At 68.0% G+C, this 19,106-nt stretch carries 15 protein-coding genes; 7 read left to right on the plus strand and 8 right to left on the minus strand.

The window, feature by feature from the left end; all coding sequences use genetic code 11:
• Positions 1 to 6 precede the first annotated feature (6 nt).
• Positions 7 to 1,524: a bifunctional lysylphosphatidylglycerol synthetase/lysine--tRNA ligase LysX gene (gene lysX, locus AC0Z36_RS19855; RefSeq protein ID WP_485464297.1), complete on the plus strand. Its 1,518-nt coding sequence runs from the start codon at positions 7 to 9 to the stop codon at positions 1,522 to 1,524.
• Positions 1,525 to 1,737: 213 nt separating this feature from the next.
• Here the strand turns inward: lysX and AC0Z36_RS19860 are convergent, their stop codons facing one another.
• Positions 1,738 to 2,715, minus strand: coding sequence for a M23 family metallopeptidase (locus tag AC0Z36_RS19860; RefSeq protein WP_485464298.1), 978 nt, complete (start codon positions 2,713 to 2,715; stop codon positions 1,738 to 1,740).
• 624 nt (positions 2,716 to 3,339) lie between these two features.
• On the opposite strand from AC0Z36_RS19860, the gene AC0Z36_RS19865 reads away from it, so the two are divergent.
• The 4 genes from AC0Z36_RS19865 to AC0Z36_RS19880 all read left to right on the plus strand — a co-directional run bounded on the left by AC0Z36_RS19865 (position 3,340) and on the right by AC0Z36_RS19880 (position 5,691).
• Positions 3,340 to 3,732: a BlaI/MecI/CopY family transcriptional regulator gene (locus tag AC0Z36_RS19865; protein WP_485464299.1), complete on the plus strand. Its 393-nt coding sequence runs from the start codon at positions 3,340 to 3,342 to the stop codon at positions 3,730 to 3,732.
• Complete coding sequence (locus AC0Z36_RS19870) at positions 3,719 to 4,468, plus strand: hypothetical protein (RefSeq protein WP_485464300.1); 750 nt, start codon at positions 3,719 to 3,721, stop codon at positions 4,466 to 4,468. The genes AC0Z36_RS19865 and AC0Z36_RS19870 overlap by 14 nt, the downstream gene beginning before the upstream one ends.
• Before the next feature lie 204 nt (positions 4,469 to 4,672).
• On the plus strand, positions 4,673 to 5,176 hold the full coding sequence (locus AC0Z36_RS19875; RefSeq protein WP_485464301.1) for an amino-acid N-acetyltransferase: 504 nt from the start codon (positions 4,673 to 4,675) through the stop codon (positions 5,174 to 5,176).
• A gap of 167 nt (positions 5,177 to 5,343) precedes the next feature.
• Complete coding sequence (locus AC0Z36_RS19880; protein ID WP_485464302.1) at positions 5,344 to 5,691, plus strand: histone-like nucleoid-structuring protein Lsr2; 348 nt, start codon at positions 5,344 to 5,346, stop codon at positions 5,689 to 5,691.
• Positions 5,692 to 5,856: 165 nt separating this feature from the next.
• Here AC0Z36_RS19880 and AC0Z36_RS19885 read toward each other — a convergent pair whose 3' ends face one another.
• Positions 5,857 to 6,510, minus strand: a complete 654-nt coding sequence (locus AC0Z36_RS19885) for a bifunctional DNA primase/polymerase (protein ID WP_485464303.1) — start codon at positions 6,508 to 6,510, stop codon at positions 5,857 to 5,859.
• Between the two features lie 494 nt (positions 6,511 to 7,004).
• Between AC0Z36_RS19885 and AC0Z36_RS19890 the strand changes: the two genes are divergently transcribed.
• Positions 7,005 to 9,527 carry an ATP-dependent Clp protease ATP-binding subunit gene (locus AC0Z36_RS19890; protein ID WP_485464304.1) on the plus strand — a complete coding sequence of 841 codons (2,523 nt, stop codon included), beginning with the start codon at positions 7,005 to 7,007 and terminating at the stop codon, positions 9,525 to 9,527.
• A gap of 171 nt (positions 9,528 to 9,698) precedes the next feature.
• Positions 9,699 to 10,640 carry a winged helix-turn-helix transcriptional regulator gene (locus AC0Z36_RS19895; protein ID WP_485464305.1) on the plus strand — a complete coding sequence of 314 codons (942 nt, stop codon included), beginning with the start codon at positions 9,699 to 9,701 and terminating at the stop codon, positions 10,638 to 10,640.
• An 81-nt stretch (positions 10,641 to 10,721) separates the two neighbouring features.
• Here the strand turns inward: AC0Z36_RS19895 and AC0Z36_RS19900 are convergent, their stop codons facing one another.
• From AC0Z36_RS19900 to AC0Z36_RS19925, 6 genes are all read right to left on the minus strand, one after another.
• On the minus strand, positions 10,722 to 11,666 hold the full coding sequence (locus AC0Z36_RS19900; protein ID WP_485464306.1) for an LLM class F420-dependent oxidoreductase: 945 nt from the start codon (positions 11,664 to 11,666) through the stop codon (positions 10,722 to 10,724).
• The gene (locus AC0Z36_RS19905) at positions 11,663 to 13,330 is read right to left on the minus strand and encodes a class I adenylate-forming enzyme family protein (protein ID WP_485464307.1); all 1,668 of its coding nucleotides are present in this window, start codon (positions 13,328 to 13,330) and stop codon (positions 11,663 to 11,665) included. Before AC0Z36_RS19905 ends, AC0Z36_RS19900 begins: the two co-directional genes overlap by 4 nt.
• 155 nt (positions 13,331 to 13,485) lie before the next feature.
• Entirely contained in the window at positions 13,486 to 14,685 is a 1,200-nt protein-coding gene (locus AC0Z36_RS19910; RefSeq protein WP_485464308.1) for an acetyl-CoA C-acyltransferase, read from the minus strand.
• Entirely contained in the window at positions 14,678 to 15,886 is a 1,209-nt protein-coding gene (locus AC0Z36_RS19915; protein WP_485464309.1) for an acetyl-CoA acetyltransferase, read from the minus strand. The genes AC0Z36_RS19910 and AC0Z36_RS19915 overlap by 8 nt, the downstream gene beginning before the upstream one ends.
• Before the next feature lie 168 nt (positions 15,887 to 16,054).
• Positions 16,055 to 17,497, minus strand: coding sequence for a carotenoid oxygenase family protein (locus AC0Z36_RS19920; RefSeq protein ID WP_485464310.1), 1,443 nt, complete (start codon positions 17,495 to 17,497; stop codon positions 16,055 to 16,057).
• 234 nt (positions 17,498 to 17,731) lie between these two features.
• Positions 17,732 to 18,382, minus strand: coding sequence for a ScbR family autoregulator-binding transcription factor (locus tag AC0Z36_RS19925; RefSeq protein ID WP_485464315.1), 651 nt, complete (start codon positions 18,380 to 18,382; stop codon positions 17,732 to 17,734).
• Positions 18,383 to 19,106: the final 724 nt, after the last annotated feature.

Here is a 19,106-nt window from a genome sequence, read left to right on the forward strand (position 1 = left end):
GGGTTTGTGAGCGAGCAGAGCGAGAACCCCGTAACCGCGCCCGGTGTAGGCGCCGACGAACTTCCCGAGCAGATGCGGGTGCGCCGCGAGAAGCTGGAGCGGCTCCGGGAGAAGGGCGTCGACCCGTACCCCGTCGGGTTTCCCCGGACCAAAACGAACGGTGAGGTCCGCGACGGCTTCACCGGCCTGGCGGCTGATACCGCCACCGGCGTCCGGGTCGGCATCGCCGGCCGCGTGATGCTGAGCCGCACCGGCGGGAAGCTCTGCTTCGCCACGCTGCGGGACGGCTCCGGCGACGTCCAGGTCATGATCTCGCTCGACAAGGTCGGCCCGGACTCCCTCGCCGCCTGGAAGTCGGACGTCGACCTGGGCGACCACGTCGGTGTCGAGGGCGAGGTCATCACCTCCCGTCGCGGCGAGCTGTCCATCATGGTCGAGAAGTGGGCCATCACCTCCAAGTGCCTGCGTCCGCTCCCGGACAAGCACGCGGGGCTGACCAGCGAGGAAGCCCGCGTCCGGATGCGTTACGTCGACCTGATCGTGAACGAGGACGCGCGCACGATGCTGCGCACCCGTTCCGGTGTGGTCCGGGCGATCCGCCGCTGGTTCGACGAGCGGGACTACGTCGAGGTCGAGACGCCGATGCTCCAGCCGGTGCACGGCGGCGCGACCGCGCGGCCGTTCGCTACGCACATCAACGCGTACGACATGGAACTCTTCATGCGTATCGCCCCCGAGCTCTACCTCAAGCGCCTCGCGGTCGGCGGGGTCGAGAAGGTCTTCGAGATCAACCGCAACTTCCGCAACGAGGGCGCGGACTCGACGCACAACCCCGAGTTCACGATGCTTGAGGCGTACGAGGCGTACGGCGACTACAACACGATGGCCACGCTGATCCGCGAGCTGTACCAGTACACCGCGCTTGAGGTCTTCGGCACGACCGTGTTCGCGCACGGCGACACTGAGGTGGACATCGCCGGCGAGTGGGACGAGATCACCGTCTACGGCTCGGTGTCGGAGAAGGTCGGCGAAGAGGTCACCGTCGACACAGCGATCGAGCACGTCTGGAAGCTCGCCGACGCCCACGATGTCGAGTACGACAAGAAGTGGGGTCAGGGCAAGCTCGTCCAGGAGGTCTACGAGGCACTGGTCGAGCACACGCTCATCCGGCCGACCTTCGTCCGCGACTTCCCCGTCGAGACCTCGCCGCTGACCCGCGGGCACCGCACGACGCCCGGTCTCACCGAGAAGTGGGACCTCATCGGCTTCGGCATGGAGCTCGGCACCGCCTACTCCGAGCTCGTCGACCCGGTCGAGCAGCGCCAGCGGCTCACCGAGCAGTCGCTGCTCGCGGCCGGCGGTGACGTCGAGGCGATGCAGCTCGACGAGGACTTCCTGCGGGCCCTCGAATACGCCATGCCGCCGACCGGTGGCATGGGTATGGGTATCGACCGCATGCTCATGGCCTTCACCGGCAAGGGCATCCGGGACACGATCCTCTTCCCGCTCGTGAAGCCGGAGTAAGCGAAATGGACGTTCTCGCAGCCTTGATTCCGCCCGTGGTGATGGCCGGTGCCTTCGCCGCAGTGATGGTGGCGTTGTTCCGGAGCACAAGTTCCCGGCGCAAACCGTAAGTAGCAGCACGGAAAAGAGCGCGGCCCCGGAATGATCTCCGGGGCCGCGCTCTTTTTGGTCTGAACCTGTGAAGTGTCCAGGAAGCCGGTCAGGCCGTACGGATTACGGCTTCAGGCCCTTGTTCCGCAGCCAGTTCTCCGGGTCCTGCGCGTTGCCGCTGACGCGGACCTCAAGGTGCAGGTGGGCGCCGGTGACGTTGCCGGTCGCGCCGACGTAGCCGATGAGCTCACCGGCCGCCACGGCACCGGAAGTCTTGGCGAAGCGCGACTGGTGGCAGTACCAGGTCTCGGTGCCGTCGGCGTGCCGGACGATGATCCGGTTGCCGTACGCGCCGGCCGGGCCAGCCTCGACGATGGTGCCGGCCGTGACCGCCTTGATCGGCGTGCCGGTGGCGGCGGCGAAGTCCAGGCCTGTGTGGTTGTGCGCCCAGCGGCCGCCGGCCGCGCCGTAGTGGGCGGTCAGCGTGTAGCCGGAGACCGGCAGGGAAACGTTGCCCGCGACCTTCTTGGCCTCGGCGACGGTGGCCGCGGCCTTGGTCTCGGCCGCCGTCTCCGCTGCGGCCTGCTCGGCGGCGGCCTTGGCTTCGGCGTCCTTGCGGGCCTGCTCTTCGGCTGCGGCCTTCGCGGCGGCCTCGGCCTTTACGGCCTGCTCGGCGTCGTACTTGGTGCGGGACTCCTGCAGTGCGACGTCCACAGCGCCGGACAGGTCGAGCGACCCGCGGGCGGTGCCACGGGCGGCAGCGGCGGCGTCCCGCTCGGCGGGGGTGCCGGTGTCCTTGGTGGAGGCGACCAGGGCCACCTCCGACGAGTCCGTGTCGTTTCCGACGCCCGCGGCGTACGCTCCGCCGCTCGCGGCGACGGCCAGCGCGGCCAGACCGGCGACCAGCGTCACCGGGCGGGCGACGAACAGGGCCTTGGTGCGGGCCAGGATGGCGGCACCGCTCTTGTCGGCGCTCTGCGCGGCACTCGGCGCGGTGTTCTGGTCGGTGGGGACGGTGGAACGCTCGGACTCAGTGGACAACACATACCTCGGGTGTTCGACGGCGCGCTGGCGCTCCCGGGGTCCGGCGGGTGTGCTCATGACAAGCAGTACGCCGGGCCGCAGGTCGGAGCGTTGCGGTGACCGTGCCCTACACAGGGCTGGGCGATCCACCGGGCGCCTTTGCTCACAGCGTCCCGACCGGTGGTTTTCGCATTCGGATGAATCAAATGATTCGGGGGTGGACCTCCGCGGCCGGCCGGCCCCCTCCTGGGAGGTGGTCGTGACGGTCTGCGGACATCCGTGGGCGCCGTCGGCCACGCCGTCCGGATCTCTCCGGAAGCAGTGGCCCGTACGGCGCCGTACACAGTGGTAACAGAGTCGTGACGAGCGGGTCCAACCTGGGTGGGGAGCGGATCTACTACGTACCGTAGTAGTGGCCGCGACAGGCGGCGGGTCGGCGCGGAAGGGGTCCGCCGCAGGTCCTTCCGGACTCCAGGGCTGAGGCTTTCCGGTACCCGGGGGCCTGCCTGCGCGCCTATACCGAAGGTCCCGGACCTTGGCCCCCGGGTGGGCGGGGACGGCCGACCGTACGGTACGAAATGGGCGATATGTCCGAATTGCCTCTACGATGACTCATAGGAGTGGAAGAAGGGTCTATGACGCAGCTCACACGATCAGTGGGGTTTCTGAGGTGTAAACGGGCCACTTGCTGGGGGATGCGCGATGCCGCGCTTCGGTGAACTTGAGGAGCAGGTGATGATCCGCCTCTGGGACGCCGCCGGGCCGCTGCGCGTCCGGGAGGTGCGCGCGGCCCTGCTCCCGGACCGGCCACTGGCGTACACGACGGTCATGACCGTCCTGGACAAGCTGCACGGCAAGGGCGCGCTGCGCCGCGGGCTGGACGGCCGCGCCTACCGCTACGAACCCCTCCTGACCCGGGAGGCGCACACCGCCGCCCTGCTGCGCGCGGACTGGCTGGCCGGGGGCAGCCGCCCGGCGGCCCTCGTGTACTTCTTCGAGGGCATGTCCCCCGAGCAGCGCGCATCCCTCGTGGCGGCCCTGCGGGTGGCCTTCCCCGAGACGTGGACCGCGGAGGTGGCGGATGTACGGGAATGACTTCACCGCAAAGGCCGTCGGGGTGGTGGTGCTCGCGCTGGCCGTCCCGGCCGGCGGCGCGCAGGCCGTCCACGCAGCCCCGGCTGAGGGCCCCCAGCTGCGACTGAGCCGGACAGCCGATGTCGACCAGGCCGCGCCCGGCGGAACCGTCACCCACACCGTCTCGGTCGCCGACCTGGGCGACGGTCCTTCAGCCGAGGTCGGGGCGCAGTACGGCGCGCTGGTGCGCAACAGCCTGCCCGCCGGCGTCCAGGTGGAGCGGATCGAGCTCTCCCAGGGCGAGTGGGACGGCGCGACGGGCCTGTGGGCCACCGGGCCGCTCCGCCGGGGCGGTCAGGCGCGTCTAGTCCTGGTACTGCGGATCCCACTGGGCGCGGCGGACACGGAACTCACGGGACGTTCCGCGTTTGTCACCGCGCCGGGCGGCCCGCCGGTGGTCGTCGGCGCGTGTCCGGACGATCCGGCGGCGAGTTGTGCGGTCACCCGGATCGACGGTCCGGGTCTCTCCGTCGACCGGAAACAGGAATACCTCGTGACCGTACGGAACGACACCGCGATGACGGCGTTCGACGTGACCGCGGTGGAAGAGGCGCCGCCGGGCATGGTTGTGCTGGAGGGCGTCCCTTCCCAAGGGGCGTACGACAAGCGGACCGGTCTGTGGCGGATCGGCGATCTCAAATCCCGGGCCACCGCGACCTTGCGTATGTCCGTGGAACGTGATCCCACCAAGGAATGAGATTTGCCGGGATTGCGGAAATGCGGCGATTCCAGTGCGTGGGTGTCTCCCGTACCTCCGCCCTCTCCATCTCACGTGCTGGAACTCCGGCGACATCGCGACATCGCGACGGTGCGGGTATCGCGGGTGGGTAACGCGGGCGGGCAACCGGGTGAGGCGGGTCGGCCGACCTGTCGGCGGGCGACCGCGATAGCGTCTGCGGTCATGGAGGTCACCATCCGGCGTGCCAGGACGTCCGACGTGAAGGCAGTGCGACGGCTGGTCGACGGCTATGCCGGCGATCGGATCCTGCTCAACAAGCCCACGGTCACGCTGTTCGAGGACATCCAGGAGTTCTGGGTGGCCGAACGCGACATGGATGGTCTGGTCGTCGCCTGCGGCGCCCTGCACGTGATGTGGGAGGACCTGGCCGAGGTCCGCACCCTCGCGGTCGACCCGGCCTGCCGCGGACACGGAGTCGGTCACCGGCTCCTGGGGAAACTTCTGGAGACAGCCCGCTGGTTGGGTGTCCGGCGGATATTCTGTCTGACCTTCGAAGTGCCCTTCTTCGCCAAGCACGGCTTCACGGAGATCGAAGCGACTCCCGTCGATCCTGATGTGTATGCCGAACTCCTGCGCTCGTACGACGAAGGTGTCGCGGAGTTTCTCGACCTGGAACGGGTGAAACCGAACACGCTCGGCAACACTCGTATGCTCCTGCATCTGTAACGGTTCATGGCCGGATCGGTGCTCGAGTGGTGATGATTTGCGCCCACAGTCCGTGTTGCGGGGATGTTCCGATCGGACCGGATCTCCTCCCGGGTTTGAGTTTTTCCGGAAAAAGCGGTTTCCTTTTCATGGTTGTACGGTGAGCGATCCCGAGGAAAGGGAAAACTGTGGCACAGAAGGTCCAGATTCTTCTTGTCGACGACATCGACGGCGGCAAGGCCGACGAGACGGTCACGTTCGCTCTCGACGGCGTCTCGTATGAGATCGACCTGAGCGCGGATCGTGCGGAGGATCTCCGTAAGGCGCTGGCTACGTACGTCGAGGCCGGTCGCAAGGTCGCAGGCGTCGGCCGGGGCATGGGGCGCCGCGGCGTCCGCGGTCCCGGTCGGGTCGTCGGCGCCCCGAACGACACGGCGCTGGTCCGCAAGTGGGCCAAGGAGAACGGGTACGAGGTCAACGACCGCGGGCGCGTTCCGGCGAACATCCGTGAGTCCTACGACAAGGCCCACGCCTGATCTCTCAAGTAAGGGTGGTCGTCCTCGGGAATCCGGCATTTGCGGGATTCCTGCGGAAGGCCACCCTTCTTGTCGGATTTGTCGCTTTCTTTGACTTCCGTGGGGCTCAACTGCATACGGGTTGGTTTGTCGACAAAGCCGTGCGGGCTCTCCCGGTCGGCGATGTCAATTGCCGGAGCAGCGGCCGACGGAACGCAGCGGTCCGCGGGCTGCGGGTCGCCGCAGCCGGGTCTGCTGACACGCGTCGGCGATCACGCCGACGAGCCGGGTGAGCGTCAGCCGGTCCTGCGGTCCCGGGGCCGTCCTGTCCGGCGCGCGCAGCCAGCGGGCCGCCTCCCAGGAGCGCGGCCAGGGCGCCCGCCAGGTGGCCGGCCAGGGGGAAGGCGCGGCGATCGAGTCTCCGCCGCCGTACGCCTGCAGATCGAGGTTGAGCCCCGTCCAATCCAGCCAGTCGAGCAGTGCCGGCAGGTCCTCCGCGGTGCCAGGTTCGACCAGGAACTGCAGTCGGCCCGCTGTGGTGGCGGCCACGGGGCCAGGGGGCAGACCGGCGGCCAGGATCCTGCGCAGTGCCCGCACCCCGGCTGTGCCGGGGACGTCGAGCACATCGAAGCGGACCCCGGTGGCCAGCCGCACAGGGGCCTGCGGATCAGCTGCCCGGCCGGCGGCGACGAGTGCGGGATCGGTGCTGGCGACGTCACGGCCGTCGGCTGTCCGGCACAGCACCGGCCAGCCGAGCGCCCGGACGTACCAGTGCGCTTCATCCGAAGGGCCTGGCGTGACGGGTGCGTTCAACGGGGCGAACAGGAGCGTGGTTGCCACGCAGTGCTCAACCCGGTGGCGGACAGTGAGGTTACGGATCGTCACAAGATCCTTGCAGTGGGCGGTCACCGGATCCTTCGAAGGGCCGCCACGAGATCCTTCAGCAGGCCGTCACAAGATCCTTCAGTCACGCAGTGTCCGGCCGGTATACAGCGCGTGGTGGTCTGGGTATGAAACGGAGACCGAGGGGAGTCGGACGATCGCAGACAAAGGCGCCGAATCGGGCAGTGCCCATGTGCCCGATCACCCGAAAACCACCCGGATGCGGACCGCGTTCGCTTCTGGCGTAGACGGAATCGGGTCCTGTGGGTGCTCTGCGGGAACATCGTCTCGCACCATCAAGGTTGGATAGGTGTCAGGTGCGGTGCCGCAGTCTCCGGGCGCTGCACTTCTTGGCCACGACGAATGAGCGGTTCCGTAAGCGGGACTAGCATGCGGAAGGACAGTGAGGGGACCGTCCCCGATCTGCACGACCGCTCTGAGGAGCGATAGCGATGTTCGAGAGGTTCACCGACCGCGCGCGGCGGGTTGTCGTCCTGGCTCAGGAAGAAGCCCGGATGCTCAACCACAACTACATCGGCACCGAGCACATCCTCCTGGGATTGATCCACGAGGGTGAAGGTGTCGCCGCTAAGGCCCTGGAGAGTCTCGGGATTTCGCTCGAGGCGGTCCGTCAGCAGGTCGAGGAGATCATCGGGCAGGGCCAGCAGGCCCCGTCCGGTCACATCCCCTTCACCCCGCGGGCGAAGAAGGTCCTGGAGCTTTCGCTCCGCGAGGCCCTCCAGCTCGGCCACAACTACATCGGTACCGAGCACATCCTGCTCGGCTTGATCCGCGAGGGCGAGGGCGTCGCAGCCCAGGTCCTGGTGAAGCTGGGCGCTGACCTCAACCGGGTCCGCCAGCAGGTCATCCAGCTCCTTTCCGGCTACTCCGGCGGCAAGGAGCCCACGGCTCCGGGCGGCGCGGGCACCGAGGGCACCCCCTCCACGTCCCTCGTCCTGGACCAGTTCGGCCGCAACCTCACCCAGGCGGCCCGCGAATCCAAGCTCGACCCGGTCATCGGGCGCGAGAAGGAGATCGAGCGGGTCATGCAGGTGCTGTCCCGCCGTACGAAGAACAACCCGGTGCTCATCGGCGAGCCCGGCGTCGGCAAGACGGCCGTCGTCGAGGGCCTGGCCCAGGCGATCGTCAAGGGTGAGGTGCCCGAGACGCTCAAGGACAAGCAGCTCTACACGCTTGACCTCGGCGCGCTGGTGGCCGGCTCCCGCTACCGCGGTGACTTCGAAGAGCGCCTGAAGAAGGTCCTCAAGGAGATCCGCACCCGCGGCGACATCATCCTGTTCATCGACGAGCTCCACACCCTGGTGGGTGCGGGTGCCGCCGAGGGCGCGATCGACGCCGCGAGCATCCTCAAGCCGATGCTGGCCCGCGGTGAGCTCCAGACCATCGGCGCCACCACGCTCGACGAGTACCGCAAGCACCTGGAGAAGGACGCCGCTCTCGAGCGCCGCTTCCAGCCCATCCAGGTCGCGGAGCCGTCGCTGCAGCACACCATCGAGATCCTCAAGGGTCTGCGCGACCGGTACGAGGCGCACCACCGGGTCTCGATCACCGACGCAGCCCTGGTCGCCGCCGCAACCCTGGCCGACCGCTACATCTCGGACCGGTTCCTGCCGGACAAGGCGATCGACCTCATCGACGAGGCCGGCTCGCGCATGCGCATCCGCCGCATGACCGCGCCGCCGGACCTCCGCGAGTTCGACGAGAAGATCGCGAACGTCCGCCGGGACAAGGAGTCCGCGATCGACGCGCAGGACTTCGAGAAGGCCGCGTCGCTGCGGGACAACGAGAAGACCCTGCTCGCGGCCAAGGCCAAGCGCGAGAAGGAGTGGAAGGCCGGCGACATGGACGTCGTCGCGGAGGTCGATGAGGAACTCATCGCCGAAGTGCTGTCCACCGCCACCGGCATCCCCGTCTTCAAGCTCACCGAGGAGGAGTCCGCCCGGCTGCTCCGCATGGAGGACGAGCTCCACCAGCGGGTCATCGGCCAGAAGGACGCGATCCACGCGCTCTCCCAGGCCATCCGCCGGACGCGTGCGGGTCTCAAGGACCCGAAGCGCCCGGGTGGCTCGTTCATCTTCGCCGGCCCGTCCGGTGTCGGTAAGACGGAGCTGTCCAAGACACTCGCGGCGTTCCTCTTCGGCGACGAGGACGCACTGATCTCCCTCGACATGTCGGAGTTCAGCGAGAAGCACACCGTGTCGCGGCTGTTCGGTTCGCCTCCCGGCTACGTCGGCTACGAAGAGGGTGGCCAGCTCACCGAGAAGGTGCGCCGCAAGCCGTTCTCCGTCGTGCTGTTCGACGAGGTCGAGAAGGCCCACCCGGACATCTTCAACTCGCTGCTCCAGATCCTGGAAGACGGTCGGCTGACCGACTCCCAGGGCCGGGTCGTGGACTTCAAGAACACCGTCATCATCATGACGACCAACCTCGGCACCCGGGACATCTCCAAGGGCTTCGGCCTGGGCTTCACCGGCAACTCGGACGTCAAGTCCGGCTACGACCGGATGAAGTCCAAGGTCAACGACGAGCTCAAGCAGCACTTCCGGCCCGAGTTCCTCAACCGTGTCGACGACACGGTGGTCTTCCACCAGCTGACCGAGGAAGACATCATCCAGATCGTCGACCTCATGATCGCCAAGGTGGACGACCGGCTCAAGGACCGGGACATGGGCCTCGAGCTCCGTCCCAAGGCCAAGAGCCTGCTCGCCAAGCGCGGATACGACCCGCTGCTCGGCGCGCGTCCGCTGCGGCGCACGATCCAGCGGGAGATCGAGGACCACCTGTCCGAGAAGATCCTGTTCGGCGAGCTGCGCTCCGGTTCGGTCGTCGTGATCGACACCGAGGGTGAGGGCGAGGATGAGAAGTTCACCTTCGTCGGCGAGCAGAAGTCCGTTGTGCCGGACGTCGTGCCGATCGAGGCCGCAGGCTCCGGTCCGGATCTGACGAAGGACTAGGCAGTACGGATTTGACGTAGGAGGTCCCCCGCCCGCCAGGGTGGGGGACCTCCTGTCTTTCTGCCCGTCCAGCGCACCGGGCATGGACAAAATCCCCGTTAACGAGCTCTGGAGGGGTGTTTTGTACATGATCGACACGTTGGGCGGCCGGGCTGGGACACTAGGCACATCGTGAACACCGCCGTCGCCACCACCACTCCGGGTTCCTCCCTCGCCGAAGGCCTTGACCTGCTCGGCGACGAGTGGACGCTGCTGATCTGCCAGAGCGTCTTCCTGCGGGTACGCCGCTATGCGGAGATCAAAGCCCGCTTGGGGATATCCGACGCGGTCCTCGCCGACCGGCTGCGGACACTGACCGCCGCCGGAGTGCTGGCGCAGCGGCCCTACCGGGAGGGCGGCCGGACCCGCCACGAGTACCGCCTGATGGACAGCGGACTCGCCCTGTGGTCGCTCCTGGTCGCCGTGTGGGCGTGGGAGCGGGAGTTCGTCCCGGGCCGTGACGGCGGACTGCCGGAGCTGCGGCACCTCGACTGCGGGCGGCCCACCGTGCCGGAGCTCGGCTGCGGGAGCTGCGGCCGGGCCGTCACCGTGCACGAGGTGGCGACCGTCCGGGCCGAACCACACGAGCCGATCGGCCGCAGCACCCCGCAGCGGCGGCACCGCAGCAAAAGCCGGCAGCGGGCAGCCGCCGATCCGCTGCAGTTCTTCCCCGAGACGATGGAACTCCTCGGCGAGCGGTGGGCGACCGCCATCCTCGCGTCGGCGTTCCTGGGGGTCCGTCACTTCTCCGATCTGGAGCGGGAGTTGGGCATCCGGCCCAGCGTCCTCAGCGACCGGCTGGCCAGGATGACCTTGATCGGCGTCCTGGCGACCGGGCCCGCGACGACCCGCTCCGACGCGGTCGCCTACCGGCTGACCGCCAAGGGCCGGGCGTTCTTCCCGGTGATCGCGCTGCTGGTCGACTGGTCCGACCACTGGCTGGGCCGCGGCCGGCCGCCGCGGGTGCGACTGGAGCACGCGGTGTGCGGTGGTCCGCTGGCTCCGGGGCTGCGCTGCGGCCGGTGCGGGTGCTTCCTGGATCGCGTCGGGGTTGCTTTCACACTCCCGCATTGATCATTGGCTTCGTCCGGAATTCCGGCCCGGACCACGGTATTTCCTCCGCATTCCCCCTCATCCCCCGCCGGAACCCAGTGGTCAACGCAGGCTGCTGAGCGTGTGCCCGCCTGCCGGATCCTCATCCGTGGCCGACGGCACCAGCACGATGTCGTCCACGCCTGCCGCCTGGTACTCCGCGATACGGGCGCGGACCTGCGCCGCGGAGCCGATGAGCCCCACCGCGGCTACCAGCTCGGCCGGAATCTCCGCGAGCAAGTCCCGCGGATGCGGACGGGTCCGCGCGTACGCGACGAGCTCCCCGAAGCCGTCCCGCTGGAACATCTCCGCATAACCGGGAGCGGCCAGGTAGCCGACCAGACCGCGCCGCAGCTGCTCCAGGGCCTGCGGGCCCGGATCGACCGCCGCGCAGACCCATGCCGCGACCCGGCCGGTCCCGCCGGCGCCGCGGTACGCCGCAGCCAACTGACCCGCTGTGCGCGGACCCGTGAGGTTCACCACCATCCGGTCCCCGTGCCGGGCTGCGGCGCGCACGGCCGCCGGGCCGAACGCGGCCAGCACCAACGGGCACTTCGGCGCGGGCAACCGCAGCCGGTAGCCGGATGTCCGTACGCCGGGCCCGTCGGCTTCGGCTTTGGACCCGTCGAGCAACTGCCGTACTGCCTGCGCCGAAGCGGCCAGTGCCGCCGCCGGGCGGTCCAGGGAGCGCCCGTGCCACTGCGACACCACCACGGGACTGGACGTGCCCAGTGCGACCTCGACGTCCCGGCCCGTCAGGTCCGCCACCGAGGCCGCGCCCATCGCGATCATCGCCGGATCACGCACCGTCACCGCCAACGGCCCGACCGTCAAACCGATGTGACGCGTCCTCAGACCGATCGCGGTGGCGAGGGCGAACGCGTCATACGTCGCCATCTCGCCGACCCAGAGCCGCCGGTAGCCGAGTTCGTCGGCGAGTTCGGCCGTACGGAGGACCTCGTGCGCGGGGCGGTCCTGCCACAGGCCGAGGGAGACTTCCAGGCTCATGCGCTGAGCTTCTTCCGCAGATCCCGCTTGAGCACCTTGCCGACGGGGTTGCGCGGCAGCGCGGCGACGATCTCGATCCGCTCGGGGAGTTTGAACGAGGCGATGTGACGGTCCCGCAGATACTCCGTCAGATCGTCCAGCGTGACTGCGCTGCCCGGCTCCGGGACGACTACAGCGCAGACCTTCTCGCCCATCACCGGGTCCGGGTAGCCGACCACCGCCACATCGGCGACGTCCGGGCACCCGGCGAGCAGTGCCTCCAGCTCCGCCGGGGCGATGTTCATGCCGCCCCGCACGACAATGTCCTTGCCGCGGTCCACGTACCGCAGGAACTGGCGTTGCACACCGGCGATTTCGAACAGATCGCCGGTGTGGAACCAGCCGTCCGCGTCGAGTGCCGGGGTCTCCAGATAGCGGGCGATGACCGTGGGGCCTTTGATGACCAGCTCGCCGGGAAGGCCGGAGTCGACAAGCTCCTTGCCGCTGGCCGGGTCGACCAGCTTCACCGACACCCAGTGCGCTACCCGGCTGCGCCATTCGACGCCTTCGGCTCCGTACCGTGGGAAGTACCGTGCGCGGTCGTCCGGATCGGGCATGTCGGCGGGGGCGCTCAGTAGCGAAGTCCCCTCGTTCGAGCCGAAGAAGTTCAGGATTTTCACCCCGTACTTCTCCTGCCAGCCCCGGACCATCGACGGAGGCAGCGGTGCGGAACCCGAGCCGACCATCCGCAGGGTTGAGATGTCGGTTTCACTCAAGATTTCTTCGCGCTGGAGCAGCATCGTCAGGATCGCCGGGGGAGCGATGGTGTGGGTGACGCCCTCGCCGGCGATCTGCCGGAGGTAGACCGGGAGATCGAACGGATGGTGCTGGACGAACGTGCAGCCGGCCCGCAGCCATACCAGGAACATCCCGCCGATCCCGGCCATGTTGGTCATCGGGAAAGGGTTGAGGAGGACGTCTTCTTCGCCGATCTCCATCGCGTCGTACGTAGCCCAGGCGATCGCCAGCCAGTCGTAGTGGCAGCGTGGAACTCCCTTGGGTGTGGCTTCGGTTCCCGACGTCCAGCAGATCGTCACCGCGTCGTTCGGGTCGACGGTGAAGTCCGCGAGATAGGCGGCCGGCTCATCCGGCGCAGTCTGCGCGGTGTCGATGTCGACGACATCGGACGGTACGTCAGGACCCCAGGCCAGGACATGCTCGACGCCCGGCAGCCGGAGTCCGGCGATGATCGCCGCATTCTCGCGATCGCCGATCCGGGTGCTGGTCACAAAGACCTTCGGCCGCGCCCGACCGGTCAACTCGGTGATCTCATATTCGCGGTACTGCACCGGCAGCGGCGTGATTACCGCGCCGATCCGGATCGCGGCGAAGAAGACCTGGGTGATCTCCACGCCGTTGGGCAGCTGCACGGCGACGACATCACCCTTGCGGACCCCGTGCGCGAGCAGGACGGCGGCGAACCGGTCGGCCTGGTCGTCCAGTTCCCGCCAGGTCCAGCGCTGGGGCGGACGGCCGGTCAGGTCCAGGCTGTTGGGCGGATCGACAACGGCGACCCGGTCAGGATTGACCGCCACCCGGTCCCGCAGCACCCCGTCGATGGTTTCGTCGGACCACCAGCCCTTCGCTGTGTACTCGGTGACGCGCTCGGGCGGATGCAGTCCCATGGTTGGTTCCCTTCGCGATGGCGGCCCTGGTGACGATGCGGGATTTTGCCTGGCGTTCCGTGCCCTGGAACGGTCCAAGACCGTCACTGCGGAGCACCTCAGATCTGTTCAAGGAGCTCGGATCTGTTCAGGGACCTCAGATCTGTTCAGGGACCTCAGATCCGTTCAAGGAGCAATGCCGCACCGGAGCCGGCCGCGCCGCTGACCGCAGCGATGCCGAACCGGCCGTTTCGCTTCGCCAGTTCATCGATGAGCCCGGCTGTCAGCGCGATGCCGGTCGCGCCGAAGGCGTGGCCCATCGCGATGGTTCCCCCGTTCACGTTGAACCGGGCGTCGTCGAAGCCGAGTTCGCGCTGGATCTTCAGGCAGAGCGCGGAGAACGCTTCCGCGAACTCCACCACGTCGAGGGCGTCCGGGGCCAGACCCTCGCGGTGCAGCAGCTTTTCCACCGCGAACTGGCCCGCGAGGAGCATCCGCACCGGATCGCTCCCAGCGGAAGACGAACCGACCACCCTGGCGCGGGGGTTGAGCTGCCCGGCGATCCGCTCGCTCACCACCAGGACCGCCCCGGCGGCGTCCGCCAGCGATGGCGAGGTCCCGATGGTGTGCAGATGCCTTACGGCTCCGAGGTGCGGCAAGTGCCGCAGAACCAGGGCGTCCTGCCCGTCTGCGCCGAGTCCGGCGAAGGACGGTTCGAGTGCCGCCAGGCTCTCGGCGGTCGTCCCGGCCCTGACCAGCTCGTCGTGGTCGAGAAGGACTTCACCCACAGCACCGGTCACCGGAATCACCGACCGGGCGTAGAAGCCGTCCTTCCACGCCTGCGCCGCACGCAGCTGTGTCCGCAGCCCGTACGCGTCCAACTCGACTTTCTCGTAGCCGAGTTCGGTCGCGACCGTGTCCGCCGCCACACCCATGTGTACTGATCCGAGCTTTTCCACAACCTGTGGATCACTCCACAGTGGCCCGCCGTCGGAGAACATGGGCACCCGCGACACCGACTCGACCCCGGCTGCGACGGCCACTTTCACCTGCCCGGACCGCACCAGCGCGGTGGCGATGGCCAGTGCGTCGAGGCCTGAACTACAGAAGCGGTTGACCGACAGGCCCGGCACAGTCACCGGCCAGCCAAGTGTGAGAACCGCCGTACGGGCCAGATTTGCGCCCTGTTCGCCGACCTGGCCCGCGCTGCCGACGACGACTTCCTCGATCAGACCAGGATCAATTCCCGTACGGTCGACCAAGGCCGCAAGGACCGTCTCAAGCAGGGCCAGTGGTGTGACCGAGGCCAACGACCCCTTACTTCCAGCCCGGCCACGCGGGGTGCGTACCGCGTCGATGATGAAGGCTTCAGTCATCGGTGCCCACTACCGTCGCGACCACCGTGGTGAAGGAACCGCCGACGTTGAGTGTCATCGCCCGGCGTACGCCTTCGACCTGGGTGGGCCCCGCAGTGCCGCTGACCTGCCGCGCCGCGTCCAGAATCATCCGGACGCCGGTGGCCCCCACCGGATGCCCGTCGGCGAGCAGACCACCGCCGGGGTTGACCACCGGACTGTCCGGGAGTTGCTTGAAGGTGCCCGGTGCGGCGAGGCCCAAGTGCTCGGAGGCCACGACCCCCGTGACGGTGAAGCAGTCGTGCATCTCCACCACGTCGAGGTCTCCCGGACCGTCGATCCCGGCCCGCCGCCAGGCGTCGGTGACCGTCCCGCGCAGGTGCGGGAACAGGTAGCCGTCCGGGTCCCTGGCTTTGAGTTTGTCCGCCAGCAACATGGTCGCCGTACGGTGCCCGAATCCCTGGATCGCCGGAACGGCCGCGATTCTGACGCCTCGTCTGACCGCCCACTGCCGCGCGTACTCCGGCGAAGCGAGGACAATCGCCGCCGCCCCGTCAGTGATCCGCCCGCAGTCGGTCTTCCGCAGCCGCCCCTCGACGAGCGGATTCAGGGTGTCGTCCGCGCCGAAGGAGCCTGCCGGGAAGTCCCAACTCCGGGTCTGGGCGTACGGATTACTCCGGCCCTTGGCGAAAGCCTGTTCCGCGAACCCGCCGAGGACCGCTGTGTCGAGGTTCCCGTACCGGTCCGCGTAGGCCGCCGCTACGTCGGCGAACAGCGACGGCCAGGGGAACGCGGCCCCGACGGCCTCCCGTCCGGCCCAGGCGGCACTGCCGAGGAACTCCGCGCCGCGCTGTGCGGACACATTGCGCATCAGCTCGACGCCGACGATCACGGCGACGTCGTAGCGGCCTGCTGTGAGTTCGGCGTCCGCGGCCAGCACAGCAACGGACCCGGAGGCGCAGGCGGCTTCGTGCCGGGCGCTCGGCAGTCCCTCCAGGCCGGGTACGGCAGCTGCCACCAGGCCGCCCAACTGGGCCTGCCCGCTGAACAGTTCGGCGGCGAGATTGGACACATGCACCACGTGGACTTCGGCGGCGTCCACACCTGCGTCGGTGAGAGCGGCCGGGACCACTTCGGCGAACATGTCCACCAGGCCCAGGCCTTCTTTGGTCCAGTTCCGCGCGAAATCCGTCCGCGCGCCACCCAGGATGTACGTACTCATCGGCGCGCCAACTGATCCATCCGCACCCACGTCCCGTGACTGTTCTTCCCCAGGGGGACGACCCCCTTCGACCCCCGGGTCACGCGGCACCGCCACGCAACTGATCCATCCGCACCCACGTCCCATGACTGTTCTTCCCCAGGGGGACGACCCCCTTCGACCCCCGGGTCACGCGGCACCGCCACGCAACTGATCCATCCGCACCCACGTCCCATGGAAGCCCAACGGCACCCGCTGCGGTAGCAGCACCCGGCCCACCGGCCCCGCCGTGATGTCCGCCGCGTCGTAGACCGCGCACTCGGAGCGGTCCTCGATCTCGTCGTGGATGAACGTCACCAGGTAGCCGTCGTCGTCTCCGCTGGAACCGTCGCGCGGCGCGAACGGCGCTTCGCTGCCCCACCGGCCGGGGCCGAACATGTGCTGCTGCTTGCCGCCGGTCTGGGTGTCGTACTTGACCAGTCCGTCGAAGCGCAGTGTCTTCTCGGGGGAGATGTGGACGTTGTACGCGTACCGCGAGCCGTAGCCCATCTGTCGCAGATCGACCGATGGGAACTCGGTGTTCGCGTCGTCCAGCGGGCCTTCGAGCGTGACGCCGGTACGGAGGTTGAACCGGTAGCGGTACAGCTGCGCGTCCAGGCGCAGGACGGCCAGCATCCGGGCCAGCGGCGTCGCCGCCTCCGTAGCCGCGTGCGGGTTCTTCACCCGGCATACGTCCAGGACTACTTCGTCGCCCTCCTCCCAGGAGTTGACGACGTGATAGATGTAGCACGGCCTGGCCTCGAACCAGCGGGTCAGTGAACCGTCGCCGTAGCGCGGGACGATGCCGAACCTGGCGGGCATGTCGCGGTCGAAGACGACCCGGTGCCGACCGGCTCTGGCCGCCTCCTGGTCCTGGTACAGCGGCAGGTCCATGAGGATCGCGTGGTTCACGGTGATCGCCATGTCGTGCGGCATCCGTGGTCCGGGGAGCACGATGTCGGTGGTGTGCGAGACCTTGCCGTCCGCGCCGACGACGCCGTAGCGCATGTACGGAGGGCGCGGCCCGTAGTCGAACCAGAACATCTCACCCGTACGCTCATCGACCTTCTGATGCGCCATCATGTCGCCGGTGAGTGTGCCCAGGAAGTTCTCGGCCCCGAGGGTCTCCAGGCTGAGGGGGTCAACGCTGTAGGGGTCTCCGCAGAGGTACCACGCAGTGATCGCCTTGCCGGCGTGCACGATCACGTCGGTGTTCGCGGAGTCCTTGAGGTTCAGCCCGTGGTGGTTGCCGAACGGATTCTTCCGCGGGTTCTCCATGACGCCGGACCACAGTGCGTTCCCGGCCTTCCGCTCGGCTTCGAAGGCCTTTGTGCGCACCCACCGGTTCCGGTAGCGGGCCTTGCCGTTCTCGAAGTGCAGCGCGTGCAGCATGCCGTCGCCGTCGAACCAGTGGTAGCGCCCGGTCGGGTCGTACCGCGGGTTCGGGCCGTTGCGGAGGTAGACGCCGTTGAGGTCGCGGGGGATCTCGCCGATCACGTCCAGGTCCCCGGTGGTGACCTCCGCGCGGACCGGGGCGAAGACCCCGAGCAGGTAAGGGTTTTCCTCAGCAGGGTCGATCTGGTGCGCACTCACAGCAATCCCCTTCGGCCGCCGGCCTCTGTGGGATCAAGCTACGAAAAACGAAGTCAGGAGTCAACGCTCCTGACTTCGCTGATTTCCGTGGATCACGTACCCGGCCGGGTGCCTCTCCCGTTCACGGATACCGAAGTAGAGGGTGAGTTACGGTGCCGGCGGAGTCCTCGGCGCCCTTTGGGCCCGCCGTACGCCCGTCAGGACTTTGCCGGACTCCCCTGTCTGGTCGTGGCTTCAGCCCTGGAGGGGGAAGGTGCGGCGATCGGGCACCAGCGCGGCGAGGATCTCCTGGACCCGTTCGGTGACGTCCGACCAGTTGTTAAGTATCCAGGAGATCTGCAAAGCCCCGTGGAAGCCTGAGACCAGGACCCGGGCGTGTGTTTCGGGATCCATGCCTGCGGGGAGATGTCCCAGTTCCCTGGCCTCCTGAAGCAGTTCAGTGACGATCTTGATGAAGTCCACGAACGGCGTGGGCAGACAGGTGTCGAGCAGGAACAGCTCCAGTTGCAGACGCACCGCGGCCTGGAACGTGCTGTCGTGACCCAGTGCCTCGGTCGTCCGGGTGATCAGCTCGGTCACCGTCTCCAGCGGAGGGGCGTTCTTCTGCCGGATCTTGTCGGCCAAGGCGCCGAGCCGGACGTAGTACTCCTCCGTGACGGCCGCCGCGACCGCCTCCTTGTTGGCGTAGTGGAAGTACACCGAGCCTTTGGTCACGCCGGCCTGGTTGGCGATGTCCTGGAGCGTGACGGCGGAGAACCCCCGCTGCGCGAAGGCCTCCGCCGCCGCGTTCAGGATCTGGGTGTAGGTCCTTACCGCGCGCTCTTGTTTGAGGCCGCGGCGCCATGTGCCTAGAGGCGTGCCCCGAGGGGTGGGCTGCTCGTTCATGGTGGTCACGTCGTGACTCCTAGCGTGTTCTGCGCGTCTTGGGAAACCGTTCCCGCAAAGCCTTCGGCAGGCGCCGGACATCGGATCGCGGCCACGTCGCGCGGCCCGCCGCAACGTACCTTTGTGGAAGATTTTATATCAATCAGCTCAAACATCACTGAACGAGCCGACTCCCTCATGTGTGCACAAGATGTCGAGTGTGTATCAATGAGGCAGACACTAGAGCGAAACCGGTCGAATCGACAGGGCTTCCGCCTCGATTCCGACGGCCTGCGCAGGAACGGTCACCTAGTGTGAACACCCTTGTCCGGGAGGCTCTTTCGGCGCCGAATGCTCGCTCCCGGTGAATGATCTTCAGGTGGCCCCGGGAAGTGTGCTGATCGGGCTGCGGGGTTTGAAGCGAATCCGCCTGGCCCGATTGATGTCCTGAGCCCGGCTGGGATCTCCGCACCTATCCCGACACCCGTCCGCAAACAGCCCGAGTGCCTGGCCGGTCTCGATTCTGCAGACCTGCCGGGCGCCCTGGTCCCGCGCTGTGCCCATCTCATTTACTTGTGGTGCCGCAGGGTTCTTGGCCCTCCGTCACCTCAGAACCGCGACTTGTGGTCACGGAGGTCCGGTCGGTGCTCAGCCGAACAACCCGCGTTGGTGCAGGGCCAGTTGCTCGGCCTCGGACAGGTTCGTCCCGCCCAGGACGATCGCTATGGCGAGGTGGACCAGGACT

The sequence above is a fragment of the Kitasatospora sp. UYEF31 genome (assembly GCF_057291755.1).